Source organism: Loktanella sp. 3ANDIMAR09 (genome assembly GCF_001420005.1).
Classification (GTDB): Bacteria; Pseudomonadota; Alphaproteobacteria; order Rhodobacterales; family Rhodobacteraceae; genus Loktanella.
This window is the reverse complement of the sequence record NZ_LJAK01000011.1, coordinates 58,955-73,338: the sequence shown is the minus strand read 5'-3', so window position 1 is coordinate 73,338 and position 14,384 is coordinate 58,955. Positions and strand designations below refer to the sequence as shown.

Here is a 14,384-nt window from a genome sequence, read left to right as displayed (position 1 = left end):
ATCCGCAAAGGTCATTGTCATGTCGCTGTCTCACGGTCGGTCCTACCTCGCCATTCCCGGCCCTTCGGTTATTCCCGATGCGGTTCTGCGGGCGATGCACCGCGCCTCGCCCAACATCTACGAAGGCGAGCTGCACGACCTGACCGCCAGCCTGATTCCCGATCTTCGGATGGTGGCGCGGACCAGGGCTGACGTGGCGATCTACATCGGCAACGGCCATGCCGCATGGGAGGCCGCCCTGGTCAATGTCTGTGCGCCGGGCGATCTGGTGTTGGTCTGCGCCACCGGCCGGTTCGGGCACGGCTGGGGTGAAATGGCCAAGGGACTGGGGCTGGAGGTCGAGATCCTGGAATTCGGACAGCAGGCGCCGGTGGATGCGGGCATGCTGGAATCCCGGTTGCGTGCGGATACGGACAGGCGGATCAAGGCCGTTCTGGCCTGTCATGTCGATACCTCGACAGGGGTGAAATCCGACGTGGCGGCGATGCGGGCGGCGCTGACGGCCAGCGGGCATGACGCCTTGCTGATGATCGACTGTATCGCCTCACTGGGATGCGATGATTTCCGCATGGACGACTGGGGCGTCGACGTGATGGTCGCCGCCTGCCAAAAGGGTCTGATGACGCCCGCGGGCATCAGCTTTGTCTGGTTCAACGCGCGTGCGGACGCGTGCCAGCCTGCACAGGTGTCGACCTATTGGAACTGGCGGCCACGGGCGCAGCCTGCGCAATTCTACCAATACTTCTGCGGCACCGCACCGACCCATCATCTGTATGGATTGCGCGCGGCGCTCGATCTGATCAAGGCCGAGGGGCTGGATGCCGTCTTTGCCCGGCACAGGGTGCTTGCGCGCGCACTGTGGGCTGCGTTCGAGGCCTGGGGCGCGCAGGGTCCGTTGCATCTGAACGTGGCAGATGCGGGGCACCGCAGTCATGCGGTGACATCGCTGTGCATGGCAGAAGGGCAGGCCGATGCGCTGCGTCACTGGTGCGAACATACCGCCGGTCTGACGCTGGGCATCGGCCTCGGCCGCCAACCGGAAAGCGCCTATTTCCGTGTCGGTCACATGGGACATATCAACGCGCAGATGATGATGGGCGCGCTGGGCACCATTCAGGCGGGTCTGATGGCCCGGGTGTGTCCCACGGGCCGGGGGCGCTGGATGCCGCTGCCGGTGTGATCGCCACCGGCTAGTTCTGGACGGGGTTGGCGGCCAGCCAGTCGTTCATTTCGTCGATTTCGGCCTGCTGGCTTTGCAAGATGGTCTGCGCGAGGGCGCGGACCTCTGGGTCCGTGCCGTTTGCCAGCACGTCGTTTGCCATGTCGACGGCGGCCTGATGATGGGGAACCATGCCGGCCATGAAATCGTGGTCGGGGTTTCCGGTCATCGGCATGTCGCCCATCCCCGCCATGGCACCGTGATCCATCATGTAATCCTGCTGCACGATCATCATGCCGCCGATCCCCAGAGCAGCCCCCACAATCAACCCGGCAAGCGCACCAACGCGTGTCGACATCTCAATTTCCAATCATGTCAGAAGGTGGCGCACCGGCTGTACGCCTTATGATACAGTCAGCACGCGGCTGCGACATGTGCAAGTCACTTCACGCCGGGGTGATCGTCGCGATCGTCAGCATTCACGCGTATGAACCGCACCCGCAGCTGGTCCAGACAGGCTGCGGTCAGGACCACCCAAAAGAAACCGAACAACGCGCCGATGCACCAGAACGCCATGAACAGGATCAGACCAAGCGTTCCGAGGAACGCATTGGTGTAGTCCTGGACCCGTCCAACCTTGTGCTGCATCGCCCTTCCTCTGTCCGCTGTGCCATCCTGCGGTCAGGATCGTGCGGCGGTCAAGCGTGGCGACGCGCCGCAGCCAGTGCATCCGGTAACGCTTTTGCGAAGGCGTCGATCTGGTCATCCGGGCCGCAGGTGACGCGGATGCAGCGATCGAGCGGGGCGACACCGGGCATCCGCACGAAAATACCGCGTGTCGCCAATTCATCCAGCACCGCACGCGCAAACGCCCCGTTGGCCCCGCAGTCGATTGCGACGAAATTGGTGGCCGAGGCCAGTGGCACCAGCCCGTTTTCGAGCGCGATCGCAGCCAGTCTGTCGCGGCTGTCCGCAACACGCGCATTGATCCGCGCCAGCCAGTCCTGATCCCCGAGTGCCGCCAGCGCCGCAGCCTGTGCCACGCGGCCAACCCCGAAATGGTTGCGCACCCTGTCAAAGGCCGCGATCAGATCGCGCGCGCCCAGTGCATATCCGACCCGCAGACCGGCCAATCCGTAGCCTTTGGAAAAGGTGCGCATGCGGATCACGCGCGCATCATCTGGGGCGACAGCCAGCGCCGTGCCTTGCGGTGCCAGTTCGATATAGGCCTCGTCCACGATCAGCAGACAGCCTGCCGGTACATTTGTGACCAGATTGCGCATCATGTGCGCAGTGTGATGGCTGCCCATCGGGTTGTCGGGGTTGGCGAGATAGATCAGCTTTGCACCCGTTTCGCGGGCTTTGGCGACCAGACGCTCGGGGTCTTCCTGATTGCCGGTGTAGGGCACGGTGTGCAACACACCGCCAAAGCCCGCGACGTGGTAATTGAACGTCGGATAGGCCCCGGCCGAGGTCACGACCGCGTCGCCCGGTGCCACCAGCAGGCGCACCAGATTGCCCAGCAATCCATCGATGCCTTCGCCGATCATGACGTTTTCGGGGGCGACCGCGTTGTGCGCGGCGATGGCGTTGCGCAAGGCGTGCATATCCGGGTCGGGATACATCCACGCCTCATGGGCGGTCGCGCGGATCGCCTCTGCGACACGCGGTGACGGCCCGAAACCGGATTCGTTTGCGCCCAGCCGCGCGACAAAGGGCGCACCGCGCAACCGTTCCAGCCGTTCAGGCCCCACAAACGGCACAGAGGCGGGTAGCCCCTGTGCCAGCCGTGTCAGTCGTGGGTCGGTCATCAGTCGAGTTCCGACAGACGATCAAGGGCGGTCGTCAGCTGTGCGGCCTCTGCCTCGCGCTCAGCAAGGTTGGCCCTGGTTTCGGCGACGACCTCTGGCGGGGCGGATTCGGCGAATTTGGGGTTGTTGGCGCGACCGGCCAGCCCCTTGATTTCCTTTTCCAGCTTGACCAGCGATTTGCCCAGACGCGCCTTTTCGGCGGCCACGTCGATGAGGCCCGCCAATGGCAGGGCAAAGGTCGCGTCCTTGGTCGCCACGGTCAGCGATCCCTTGGGCGGGGTGTCGGCGGTGTCGATGCTGTCCACCCGTGCCATGCGCATGATCATCGCGATGTTGTTGGCCTGTGCCGTTTTCGCGGCCTCATCCGCCTCGATCTGCAAGACGGGGATTTTCAGACCGGCGGGCACATTCAGCTGGGCGCGGGCGGACCGGATGCCTTCGATCAGGGAAATCACCCAGTTCATTTCGGCCACTGCGTCGGCGTCTGCGAGGTCGGTGTATTCGGGCCAGGGGGTCAGCGCCAGCATCTGGTCGCGCGGGCGCGACTGCTGCCACAATTCTTCGGTCACGAACGGCATGATCGGATGCAGCAGGATCAGGCACTGATCCAAGGTCCAGGCGAGTGTCGCCTGCGTTTCCGCCTTGTCCGCATCGCTGCCGTCCATCAGCAGGGGTTTGGAAAATTCCAGATACCAGTCACAGAACCGGCCCCAGATAAAGGCATAGAGCGCGCTGGCCGCGTCGTTGAACCGGTAGTCGGTCAATGCGGCGTCCACGTCCGCGCGCAACTGGCCGACCTCTGCCATGATCCAGCGATTGACGGTCTGGCGGGGTGCGGGCCGTTCGGCGGCTGCGTCAAACGCGCCGTTCATTTCCGCCAGTTTCGCGGCGTTCCACAGCTTGTTGACGAACTTGGCGTAGCCGCCGATGCGGTCCTCGGAGATTTTCAGCACACCACCGATGGAGGCCATCGCCGCATTGGACATGCGCAGCGCGTCAGCACCGTAGGTGTCCACCATGGTCAGCGGATCGATGACATTGCCCTTGGTCTTGGACATTTTTTCGCCTTTAGCGTCGCGCACGAGCTGGTGAAGGTAGACCGTGTGGAACGGCACATCGTCCATGACCGAGAGCGACATCATCATCATGCGCGCGACCCAGAAGAACAGGATGTCCTGCCCGGTGATCAGCACGTCGCCGGGGAAGTAGCGGTCAAGCGCCTCGGTCTTGTCGGGCCAGCCCAGCGTGCCGAACGGCCAGAGGCCCGAGGAGAACCACGTGTCGAGGACGTCGGGGTCGCGACCCAAGGTAACTTTCTGTGTCTTCATATTTCCCGGGCTTCCGACACTGGAAGCACTAGGGTTCGCCACCTTAATCACACCATCGCGAGCAGGATAATCGGCGAACTTACTGAATTCGATTTCGACCTCTGAACCGTAGTAATCCTTCGCCAGCGCGATGACTTCTGCGCTGCTTGCTGCGCAGAAGATTTTTTTGGGATTGTAGGTAAGGTGGTATCCCATACCTGTTTCTTCGGTTTTGCTTGGACCATACCATACCGGGATCTGGTGTCCCCACCACAGCTGGCGCGAGATGCACCAGGGCTCGATGTTTTCCAGCCAATGATCGTACACCTTGCGGCCTGAATCGGGGATGATCGTGGTGCGGCCGTCCTTGACCGCGTCGAGCGCGGGCTGGACGATCCGGGCGGTGTCCACGAACCATTGGTCGGTGAGCATCGGTTCGATCACGACCTTGGACCGGTCGCCAAAGGGCTGCATGATCTTTTTCGGCTCGACCAGCGGCACAAGTTGGTCCAGCCGGTCCTCGCCGCCCTCTTCGGGCGCGACCAGTTTTTCGGCAGCAGCACCCAGACGCGGATCATTGGGCGCAACCATCACGGCCAGACCCTCGGCGGTGATGTCTTCGACCACGCGCTTGCGTGCCTCGAACCGGTCAAGGCCGCGGTAGGCCTCTGGCACGAGGTTCATCGCGGCGATCATCGCCTCGTCGAAATCCTGTGCGCCGTTTGCAATCGCCTGCGCAGTCGCGGCCTCTTCGGCGTAGGGTTTGCCATCGGCGCGCATCGCGCCGCGCGTGTCCATCAGCGAATACATCGGGATGCCGCCGCGTTTGGCGACCTCGTAGTCGTTGAAATCATGCGCGCCGGTGATTTTCACCGCACCAGAGCCGAAATTCATGTCCGGATAGGGATCGGTGATGATCGGGATCAGGCGGCGGGATTCCTTGGGCCCCACCGGGATTTCGCACAGTTTGCCGACGATGGGCGCATATCGTGCGTCATCCTTGTGCACGGCCACGGCACCGTCGCCCAGCATGGTTTCGGGGCGCGTGGTCGCGATAGAGATATAGTCGCGCTCTTCTTCGAACAGGACATTTCCGTCCTCGTCCTTTTCCACGTAGGTGTAGGTCTCGCCCCCGGCCAGCGGGTATTTGAAATGCCACATGTGGCCGTCGACCTCGATGTTCTCGACCTCGAGGTCGGAAATCGCGGTCTCGAAATGCGGGTCCCAGTTCACCAGCCGCTTGCCGCGGTAGATCAGACCCTTGTTATACATCTCGACGAACACCTTGAGCACGGCATCGTGGAAATTGCCGTCCTTTTCACCCGCAGGCGCGTTCGGTGCCCCCGACATGGTAAAGGCCGAACGGGACCAGTCCATGCTGTCGCCCAGCCGGCGGGCCTGATCCTCGATCGTGCCGCCGGATGATTTCTTCCAGTCCCAGACACGGGCGAGAAATTCGTCGCGCGGCATTTCCGACCGTTTGCGGGTCTCGCCCCTGGCGGCCATGTCCTTTTCCACGACCAGTTGTGTGGCGATGCCCGCGTGATCCAGACCGGGCTGCCACAGCGTATCAAAGCCCTGCATCCGTTTCCAGCGGGTCAGAATGTCCATCAGCGTGTGGTTGAACGCATGGCCCACGTGCAGGACGCCCGTGACGTTGGGCGGCGGCAGCATGATGGTGAATGTCTCGTCCCGGCGCTTGCCCGCGCCGGCCTTGAACGCGCCGGACTCTTCCCACATCCGGTAGAGTTCCGCTTCGCGGGTGGCGGGATCGAACGATTTGGGCAGGGCCATGGGTCTTGTCCTTCAGCTTTGTTGTCGCCCCAATACCCCAAAGCGGGTTGCGGCGAAAAGGGGCAATGCCGGGGGCTGGACACCCGGTCGCGATTGTCTGAGGGTTTGGCGCGAAAACACGAGGGGTGGCGCAGTGGAAAAATTCGGCAAAAGCCAGTCGGTCAAACGGGTCGAGGACCTGCGGTTCCTGACCGGCGCGGGTCGCTATGTCGACGATATTGCCCCGGCAGAGGCCCTGCGGGCGGTGTTTGTGCGCGCACAGGTGGCGCATGGGACCATTACCGGGATCGACGTGTCGGATGCACTGGCGATGCCGGGTGTTGCGGGCGTCATCACGGGGGCGGACATGCAGGCGGCGGGTGTGGTCATGGACATGGCCGGCGTGCAGGTCAAAAACCGGGACGGGTCCAGGGGCGCGCATACATCGCGCCCGATCTTGGCGCTGGACCGTGTGCGCCATGTGGGTGAACCGATCGCCATCGTGCTGGCCGACACGCTGAACAACGCCCGCGACGCCGCAGAGGCGGTGATTGTCGACATCGACGAACAGCCCGCACATATGGCGCTGGCGGTGGGCGGTGAACCCTTGCACGACAGCGCGCCCGAAAACCTCGCATTCGACTATGGGTTGGGTGATGCCGATGCGGTGGCCGCCGCGATTGCGGGCGCGGCGCATGTGGTGACGGTCGCGGTGCCGGACAACCGGGTGATCGTCAACGCGATGGAACCGCGCGGCACCTATGCGGCGTGGTCGGACGGCAAGCTGCACGTTGCCATCAACGGACAGGGTGTCTGGGGGCCAAAGGCTGATTTCAAGAAACACTTTGGTCTGGACGACGACCAGATCCGCGTCACCAACCCGGACACGGGTGGCGGATTCGGGATGAAGGGGATGCGCTATCCCGAACCGCTGGCCTGTGCGCATGCGGCCCGCGTGCTGGGCCGCCCGGTGCGCTGGATGTCGGAACGCACAGAGGCGATGCTGACTGACAACGCGGGCCGCGATCTGACGACGACGGCGACGCTGGCTTTTGATGCGGACAACCGGATCGTGGCCTACCATCTGGACACGGTTGCCAACATGGGCGCCTACAACAGTCAGTTCGCGCAGGCCATCCAGACGGATCTGTTTTCCAAGGTGTTGATGGGCACCTATGACGTGCAGACCGCGTTCATGCGGACGCGCGGCATCTATACCAACACCACGCCCGTCGATGCCTACCGCGGGGCCGGTCGACCCGAGGCGATCTTTGTCCTGGAACGCACCATGGACGAGGCGGCGCGCCAGTTGGGTGTCGACCCATGGGAGCTGCGGCGCGCAAATTTCATCCGGCCCGATCAGTTTCCCTATACGACCGTCAGCGGCGTGACCTACGACGTGGGTGATTTTGCCGCCGTGCTGGCAGCTGCCAAGGACAGCGCAGACACCAGCGGTTTCGCCGCGCGCAAGGCCGCGAGTGCGGCCAAGGGTCTGCTGCGCGGTCAGGGTATCTGCTATTACATCGAAAGCATTCTGGGCGATCCGTCGGAAACGACGGCGGTGGAATTTCGCGCTGACGGGCGGGTCGATATCTACGTCGGCACACAGTCGAACGGGCAGGGGCACGAAACGGTCTTTGCCCAGTTTCTGGCGGACCATACGGGTATTCCTGCCGACCGGATTTGCGTGGTGCAGGGCGACAGCGATCTGATCCCCCAAGGCGGCGGCACGGGTGGATCACGGTCCGTCACCGTACAGAACACCGCGACGCTGGCGACGGTCGAGGCGATGATCCCTGCCTTTGCGGCCTATCTGGCCGACAAGGAAGGCGTTGAACCGGCAGGCGTCACATTTGACGACGAACGCTTTCGCATTCCGGGCAGCAACCTGTCGCCCACTGTGCTGGAGGTCGCGGATATGGCGCGTGCTGACGGCCGCGACGATCTGCTGCGCCACAGCCAGCGGATCACGCTGGACAACCGCAGTTTCCCGAACGGCTGCCACGTGGCCGAGATCGAGATTGACCCCGAAACCGGCGAAAGCCACGTAGACCGCTACACGGTGGTTGATGATTTCGGAAACCTGATCAACCCGATGCTGGTCGAAGGTCAAATTCACGGCGGCGTCGCACAGGGGCTGGGCCAGGCCTTGATGGAACGCACGGTGTTCGACGCGGATGGCCAGCTGCTGACCGCCAGTTTCATGGATTACGCCATGCCGCGCGCGTCCGAGATGCCCGCGATCGGGTTCTCGACCAGGCCAACACCGTCGCTCTACAATCCGATGGGCATGAAGGGCTGCGGCGAGGCGGGCACGGTCGGCGCGCTGGCCGCTGTCACCAATGCCGCACTTGATGCGCTTTGGGACAGTGGCGTGCGCCACGTGGAAATGCCGCTGACGCCGCATCGCGTCTGGGGTTGGCTACGGGATGCAAGGTCGCGTGACGCCGCTTAAACGCCTGTTCGGCCTTTTCCGGTTTCTGCCGCGCCGCAAGAGCAACGCGGCACGCGAACCGGGGCAGGCAACCCATGTGATCATCCTGGATGGCACGATGTCGTCGCTGGCGCAGGGCTATGAAACCAACGCGGGGCTGACCTACAAACTGCTGCGCGAAGCGGGGCATCAGGCGAACCTGACCGTCTATTACGAGGCCGGTATCCAGTGGCGCGGCTGGCGCGATACGCTGGCCGTGCTGTCGGGGCATGGGATCGATGACCAGATCGCGCGGGCCTATGGTGTGTTGGCCTCCCGGTATCGACCGGGCGACAGGATCGTGCTGATGGGCTATTCGCGGGGGGCCTATGCCGCGCGTTCGCTGTCCGGCATGATCGGACGTGTCGGCCTGTTGCGCCGGCAACAGGCGACGACACGCGCGGTCAGACAGGCTTTTCGCCACTATCAGCGGCAAAGCGCGCCCGAGGTGCTGGCACGGTTCCGTGCGCGGTTCTGTTATGATGCGACCCCCGTCGCTGCGGTCGGTGTCTGGGACACGGTCCGGGCGCTGGGCCTGCCTGTCATCTGGCGTTTCATCGAGAACAATCACGATTTTCATGATCATCATCTGGGCGATCATGTCGGGCAAGGATTTCACGCGCTGGCGCTGGATGAACGTCGCAGGGCCTATATGCCGGTCCTGTGGGATACGGACGCAAGTGATGCGGCGCGGGTGGATCAGGTCTGGTTTCGGGGCACTCATGCCGACGTCGGCGGGCATCTGGACGGCAAGTCGGAGGTGCGCCCCCTGTCTAACATCCCGCTGGTCTGGATGCTGGACCGGCTGTCGCAGGCTGGCATGGCCTTGCCCGATGGTTGGCGTGACAGGTTTCCCACGGACCCCGACGCGCCGTCAGTCGGTCAGTGGCACGGCTGGGCCAAATTGTTCTTGTGGCGCGTCCCGCGTCGCAGCCTGACCGACCCGTCGGAACGGTTGCACGAAACGGTCAGGCGATCTGCATGATCAGGCAGGTTGTGGACCCCGTGGCATAAAGTTTGCCATCCGCATCGGTGATGCGACCCGTGGCCACGCCCGTTGACCTGCCTGCGTGGTCGATCTGGCCGGTGGCGATGATAGGCGTGCCGGGGGGGATCGCGCGGGTGATGTTGATCTTGTATTCCAGCGTTGTGTAGACCGACCCGCGTGGCACGGTCGTCATGACTGCGCAGGCCATCGCGGAATCCAGCAGCGTGCCGTACCAGCCCCCGTGGATGCCGCCCATCGGATTGGTATGCGCGAAATCAGGGGTGCCGTGGAACACGACACGCCCGTGGTCCACGCTGTACAAGCGGTAGTTCATGATGCCCGAAATCGGTGGACCGGACAGCTGTCCGGCCAGTACACCTTGCATGAATTCCAACCCTGTCAGCGACAACAGCGTCTCGCGGCTGGGCAGTTCGTCGAATGTCGTGGCAAGTGGCATGGGGCGGTCCTGTCTGAGGTCCGCCCAAGATGGTCCGGTCAGGCCACGTTTTGCAAGCGTGTCTGCGGAGCAATTCCCAATGCGCGGCACACGTCCTGCGTCAGCTGCGGTTTGTTCAGCGTATAGAAATGCAGATGCTCGACACCGCCTTGCAACAGCGCGTCACACAACTCTGTCGCCAATGCGGTCGCCAGCAGATCGGCGCTTCCGTCGCGGGTCGCGTTTTCAAAGGCCTGCGCGATCACGGGCGGAATGCTTGTTCCGGTGGCAGCGGCAAATTTGGACGCGCCTTTCCAGTTTTCGACGGGCAGGATGCCGGGGATGATCGGGGCGGTGATGCCGGCGGCCATACAGGCATCGCGGAAACGAAAGAACGTGTCTGCCTCGAAGAAGAACTGCGTGATGGCCGCAGAGGCACCGGCGTCGATCTTGCGCTTCAGAAAGGCGATGTCGTCGGCCTGGCTGCGCGCCTCGGGGTGTTTTTCGGGATAGGCGCCGACACGCAGGGTGAATTTGCCGGTATCGGCCAGCGCCTCGATCAATTCGATCGAGCTTGCGAAGCCTTCGGGGTGGGGTTGGAAACCGTCGCTGCCCTTGGGCGCGTCGCCGCGCAGGGCGACCAGATCGGTGATCCCGGCCTCTGCATATTCGTTGGCGATGGCCAGCGTTTCGGCGCGGGTGGCATCCACGCAGGTCAGGTGGGCCGCGACCTTGAGGCCGGTGGTTTTGTCGATGGCGGTGACGGCCTCGTGTGTCAGCTGGCGGGTGGTGCCGCCGGCACCATAGGTGACCGACACGAATTCCGGGGCCAGCGGCGACAGCGCATTGACGCAATCCCACAGGCGAAACGACCCCGCGATGTTCTTGGGCGGAAAGAATTCAAAGCTGATGGCGGGGCGGGTCATAAGGGTTCATCCTGATCTGAGTTCTTGCCTAGATGCCACCGCGCCGCATATGAAGCAAATTCATAACTTTCACGATGATCATGAGGCAAACCGCGAAATGCACATCGAGTTCCGTCACCTGCGCACGATCAAGGCGATTCACGATACGGGCGGCCTGGGTCGTGCGGCGGACATGCTGGGCATCACGCAAAGCGCGTTGAGCCATCAAATCAAGGGGATCGAGGATCAGGCCGGGGTCGAATTGTTCGTGCGGCGCACAAAACCGCTGCGCCTGTCGGCTGCGGGCATGAAACTGCTGGCCGCTGCCGAACGCATCCTGCCGCAGGTCGCGGCACTGGAGGCGGAATTCGACGGCCTTGTCGCAGGCAAGGCGGGGCGGCTGCATATCGCCATCGAGTGCCACGCTTGTTTCGAATGGCTGATGCCGGTGCTCGATCAATTCCGCAAGGCCTGGCCAGAGGTTGACGTCGATATCCGGCCCGGCCTTGCCTTTGACGCGCTGCCCGCGCTGATCCGCGAAGAGGTGGATCTGGTCGTATCCTCTGACCCCGAGGATTTGCCAGGCGTCGGATTTACACCGATTTTCGATTATGAACCCATATTCGTGGCACCCGCGGGGCATCCGCTGGCGCAGAAACCCTATGTCGAGGCCGCGGATTTCGTGGATCAGACCCTGATCACCTATCCTGTGGACCGGCACCGGTTGGACGTCTTTAACGCGTTGTTGACCCCGGCCAAGGTCGAACCGCTGGCCGTGCGTCAGGTGGAACTGACCGCGATGATCCTGTTGCTGGTGGCGTCCAACCGGGGGGTTGCGGTCCTGCCTGACTGGGTTGTGCGGCAGGTGCGTTACAACGCCGACTATATCACGCGGCCCCTGACGGCCGATGGTATCACCAAACGGCTTTATGCGGCGACGCGCACGGCGGACGACGGCCTGCCGTTCATGTCGCATGTCGTCCGGTTGGCCCGCCAGGAGGCGGTCAAACTGCAACGCGCCTGATGTGCTTGTGCGCGGACGCCTGCGGGCCTATACGCCCCGCTTGACGTAGATCGGAGAGTCCCCATGGCTGGCAGCGCAAACCTCAATGTGATGATGAAAACCGCCCGCAAGGCCGGTCGCGCCCTGCTCAAGGACTTTGGCGAGGTCGAGCAGCTTCAGGTGTCGACCAAGGGGCCGGGCGATTTCGTCACCCGCGCCGACCGTCAGGCCGAACAGACGATCCGCGATGACCTGATGCATGCACGTCCGTCCTATGGTTTCCTGGGCGAAGAGGGCGGTGAGCAGGAGGGTGTCGATCCCACCCGCCGCTGGATCGTCGACCCGCTGGACGGCACCACGAATTTTCTGCACGGCCTGCCGCATTGGGCCGTTTCCATCGCGCTGGAACACAAGGGACAGATCGTGTCGGGCGTGATCTATGACCCGGTCAAGGACGAGATGTTCTACGCCGAAAAGGGTTTCGGCGCATTCGTGAACGAATCGCGCATTCGCGTATCCGGGCGTCATCGCCTGTCGGACGGTCTGTTTGCCACGGGCCTGCCCTGGGCGGGACGCACGGACCTGCCCGAAACGCTGCAGGACCTCGCACGGTTGCTGCCCGCCTGCGCCGGTGTGCGCCGGTTCGGTGCTGCCTCGCTGGACCTGGCCTATGTGGCCGCCGGTCGCTACGACGGGTTCTGGGAACGCCGCCTGAATATCTGGGACGTCGCCGCAGGCGTGCTGATCTGCAAAGAGGCGGGTGCCATCGTCGAGGCGATCACCCCAGACGCCGATCCGCTGGAAACCGGTGCCATGATCGTGTCGAACAGCGATATCTTTGACAGTTTCGCCAAGGTCGTCCGCAAGGCCTGACGACAGCGCGCCATCCGGTCTCCCCGCCGCCCCAGTCCGCTCAGGTGCGTGTGCGACCTGACCTCAGCATTCTTTTTGCTACAAGGCGTTGAAGGTCCGGTGTGCGGGACGAAGTTGCCGTTTGTTGGTCGGACCTGAAGTTCAGCTTTGCTCTGGGTTTACGACAACGTCGGTGCGCTTGACTGGATCATCGAGGCGCTTCTCCATCAGAAAGTTCGTCAAGGTGACGCCAGCCCTTTCGATCTGCTGCTGGCGAACGACTTCCCAACCCTGCTGCTCAAAAAGACCTCGGACGAGATAGCTCGCTTGCGAATGAAGGCGCGTGATATTGGCTTCACGCGCCAATGCCTCGATCCGAGCGTAAAGGCTCCCTCCAATGCCCTGCCGTTGGTGTCCAGGTGCGACGAAAGCAAGATCTATGTAGCCATCGCCATCCAGCGTCATGAAACCAACGGGTAGGCCCGCCTTGCGCGCAACTAGCGTTTTCTGTGCGGCTAGCCGCGATACCCAACTCGGCCCCGAAGGTGTCTTTGACGCCCAAGCCTGTCGCTGCTCTAAGCTATAAAATTCAGTCGCTCCATCGCGCACTGAATCGAAGAATATGATACCTAGTTGATCTGCTTCTGACGCTTCGAAGCCACCAATTTCTATGGAGGAGTTCTGCATTCCTTTGGTCTTTCTAATAGCATTTCAATGAGTGTGATCAAACCCAAGCATCGTGAAAGCCGACCTTCGTGCGAAACGCAACATTGCGCAAATTGGGCTCAAACCTGCCGTTCGCGGCACAGGTCAAAAGCAATATCTCTCTCTGGCGTGAGACGACAGGCTTGCGCGATCCTCACGGCTTTGCGGTCGCGTCGCCCGACTTTACCGTTTGCGGGGCACTTTCGGGATCCGTGATGGGCCGTATTGCGCGGGCGGGTGGTCCGGGTGGCCGTCTGTTGCGCGCCAGAATGCGGGTCCCCCCAGTCGCAGCCACAGCGGGATCACCAGCAACAGACCCGCGACAAATCCACCGTTATGCGCCCAGTAGGCCACGCCGTCGTTGGGGCTGAACCCGCCCCACAGCTGCATGACGAACCAGACGGCCAGCGTGATCCATGCGGGGATCGGGATGATCTTGAAAAACACGATGAAAAAGAAAAACACGTCCACCCGCGCCTTGGGGAACAGCAGCAGGTAGCCGCCCATCACGCCTGCGATTGCCCCCGACGCGCCAATCGTGGGGATCGGGGAAAACGGCTCGGACGCGACCTGTGCTGCGCCCGCCGCGATTCCGCAGGCCAGGTAGAACAGCGCAAAGGGGACATGCCCCATCCTGTCCTCGAGGTTGTCACCAAAGATGAACAGAAACAGCATGTTGCCGCCCAAGTGCATGATGCCGCCGTGCAGGAACATGGATGTGACGAAACCACCCCAACCCTCGAACCCGGTGACGCGGGCAGGGATCAGCGCGTAATCATAATAGAGCTGGCCGAGGGCCGCATCGGTCTGCGCTGCCATGACCGTCCAGAGCCAGATCGCGATATTCGCGGCCAGCAGCGCGTATGTCACGAATGGCGTGCGGGTGGACGGGTTGTGGTCACGAATTGGGAACATGTCCCCAAGGTGACGGTCCGCCGCCCCGCGTCAAGGGCGGGACGGCGGATTTGGTGT

12 protein-coding genes and 1 pseudogene are annotated in these 14,384 nt (G+C 62.9%); 5 read left to right on the top strand and 8 right to left on the bottom strand.

The window, feature by feature from the left end:
- Positions 1-19 precede the first annotated feature (19 nt).
- Positions 20-1,194, top strand: a pseudogene (locus AN189_RS14810) (alanine--glyoxylate aminotransferase family protein).
- On the opposite strand, the gene AN189_RS14805 reads toward AN189_RS14810, so the two are convergent.
- The 4 genes from AN189_RS14805 to AN189_RS14790 all read right to left on the bottom strand — a co-directional run bounded on the left by AN189_RS14805 (position 1,191) and on the right by AN189_RS14790 (position 6,071).
- Complete coding sequence (locus AN189_RS14805; RefSeq protein WP_056037457.1) at positions 1,191-1,517, bottom strand: DUF305 domain-containing protein; 327 nt, start codon at positions 1,515-1,517, stop codon at positions 1,191-1,193. The pseudogene AN189_RS14810 and the gene AN189_RS14805 sit on opposite strands and share 4 nt — an antisense overlap.
- Positions 1,518-1,600: 83 nt before the next feature.
- On the bottom strand, positions 1,601-1,807 hold the full coding sequence (locus AN189_RS14800) for a hypothetical protein (protein ID WP_056037454.1): 207 nt from the start codon (positions 1,805-1,807) through the stop codon (positions 1,601-1,603).
- Between the two features lie 50 nt (positions 1,808-1,857).
- The gene (locus AN189_RS14795; RefSeq protein WP_056037451.1) at positions 1,858-2,970 is read right to left on the bottom strand and encodes a pyridoxal phosphate-dependent aminotransferase; all 1,113 of its coding nucleotides are present in this window, start codon (positions 2,968-2,970) and stop codon (positions 1,858-1,860) included.
- Entirely contained in the window at positions 2,970-6,071 is a 3,102-nt protein-coding gene (locus AN189_RS14790; RefSeq protein ID WP_056037447.1) for a valine--tRNA ligase, read from the bottom strand. The genes AN189_RS14795 and AN189_RS14790 overlap by 1 nt, the downstream gene beginning before the upstream one ends.
- Before the next feature lie 133 nt (positions 6,072-6,204).
- On the opposite strand from AN189_RS14790, the gene AN189_RS14785 reads away from it, so the two are divergent.
- Both AN189_RS14785 and AN189_RS14780 read left to right on the top strand, forming a co-directional pair.
- Positions 6,205-8,505, top strand: a complete 2,301-nt coding sequence (locus AN189_RS14785; RefSeq protein WP_056037444.1) for a xanthine dehydrogenase family protein molybdopterin-binding subunit — start codon at positions 6,205-6,207, stop codon at positions 8,503-8,505.
- Positions 8,492-9,508 carry a DUF2235 domain-containing protein gene (locus AN189_RS14780; RefSeq protein WP_253279637.1) on the top strand — a complete coding sequence of 339 codons (1,017 nt, stop codon included), beginning with the start codon at positions 8,492-8,494 and terminating at the stop codon, positions 9,506-9,508. The genes AN189_RS14785 and AN189_RS14780 overlap by 14 nt, the downstream gene beginning before the upstream one ends.
- Here the strand turns inward: AN189_RS14780 and AN189_RS14775 are convergent.
- A complete protein-coding gene (locus tag AN189_RS14775) occupies positions 9,492-9,968 on the bottom strand; it encodes a PaaI family thioesterase (protein WP_056037438.1) in 477 nt (158 codons plus the stop codon). The genes AN189_RS14780 and AN189_RS14775 overlap by 17 nt on opposite strands.
- Before the next feature lie 38 nt (positions 9,969-10,006).
- On the bottom strand, positions 10,007-10,873 hold the full coding sequence (gene metF / locus AN189_RS14770; protein ID WP_056037435.1) for a methylenetetrahydrofolate reductase [NAD(P)H]: 867 nt from the start codon (positions 10,871-10,873) through the stop codon (positions 10,007-10,009).
- Between the two features lie 97 nt (positions 10,874-10,970).
- On the opposite strand from metF, the gene AN189_RS14765 reads away from it, so the two are divergent.
- Both AN189_RS14765 and AN189_RS14760 read left to right on the top strand, forming a co-directional pair.
- Entirely contained in the window at positions 10,971-11,876 is a 906-nt protein-coding gene (locus AN189_RS14765) for a LysR family transcriptional regulator (RefSeq protein ID WP_056037553.1), read from the top strand.
- 63 nt (positions 11,877-11,939) lie between these two features.
- Positions 11,940-12,728: an inositol monophosphatase family protein gene (locus tag AN189_RS14760; protein WP_056037432.1), complete on the top strand. Its 789-nt coding sequence runs from the start codon at positions 11,940-11,942 to the stop codon at positions 12,726-12,728.
- 141 nt (positions 12,729-12,869) lie between these two features.
- Here the strand turns inward: AN189_RS14760 and AN189_RS14755 are convergent, their stop codons facing one another.
- Together AN189_RS14755 and AN189_RS14750 are read right to left on the bottom strand one after the other, a co-directional pair.
- Positions 12,870-13,394: a GNAT family N-acetyltransferase gene (locus AN189_RS14755; RefSeq protein WP_056037428.1), complete on the bottom strand. Its 525-nt coding sequence runs from the start codon at positions 13,392-13,394 to the stop codon at positions 12,870-12,872.
- 201 nt (positions 13,395-13,595) lie between these two features.
- Positions 13,596-14,327 carry a rhomboid family intramembrane serine protease gene (locus AN189_RS14750; protein ID WP_056037424.1) on the bottom strand — a complete coding sequence of 244 codons (732 nt, stop codon included), beginning with the start codon at positions 14,325-14,327 and terminating at the stop codon, positions 13,596-13,598.
- Positions 14,328-14,384 lie beyond the last annotated feature (57 nt).

What these genes read in the sequence shown, in the direction of transcription:
- AN189_RS14790 (WP_056037447.1), bottom strand. Translation starts at nt 6,071, where the DNA reads ATGGCCCTGCCCAAATCGTTCGATCCCGCCACCCGCGAAGCGGAACTC.
- AN189_RS14800 (WP_056037454.1), bottom strand. Translation starts at nt 1,807, where the DNA reads ATGCAGCACAAGGTTGGACGGGTCCAGGACTACACCAATGCGTTCCTC.
- metF (WP_056037435.1), bottom strand. Translation starts at nt 10,873, where the DNA reads ATGACCCGCCCCGCCATCAGCTTTGAATTCTTTCCGCCCAAGAACATC.
- AN189_RS14765 (WP_056037553.1), top strand. Translation starts at nt 10,971, where the DNA reads ATGCACATCGAGTTCCGTCACCTGCGCACGATCAAGGCGATTCACGAT.
- AN189_RS14795 (WP_056037451.1), bottom strand. Translation starts at nt 2,970, where the DNA reads ATGACCGACCCACGACTGACACGGCTGGCACAGGGGCTACCCGCCTCT.
- AN189_RS14755 (WP_056037428.1), bottom strand. Translation starts at nt 13,394, where the DNA reads ATGCAGAACTCCTCCATAGAAATTGGTGGCTTCGAAGCGTCAGAAGCA.
- AN189_RS14775 (WP_056037438.1), bottom strand. Translation starts at nt 9,968, where the DNA reads ATGCCACTTGCCACGACATTCGACGAACTGCCCAGCCGCGAGACGCTG.
- AN189_RS14760 (WP_056037432.1), top strand. Translation starts at nt 11,940, where the DNA reads ATGGCTGGCAGCGCAAACCTCAATGTGATGATGAAAACCGCCCGCAAG.
- AN189_RS14805 (WP_056037457.1), bottom strand. Translation starts at nt 1,517, where the DNA reads ATGTCGACACGCGTTGGTGCGCTTGCCGGGTTGATTGTGGGGGCTGCT.
- AN189_RS14750 (WP_056037424.1), bottom strand. Translation starts at nt 14,327, where the DNA reads ATGTTCCCAATTCGTGACCACAACCCGTCCACCCGCACGCCATTCGTG.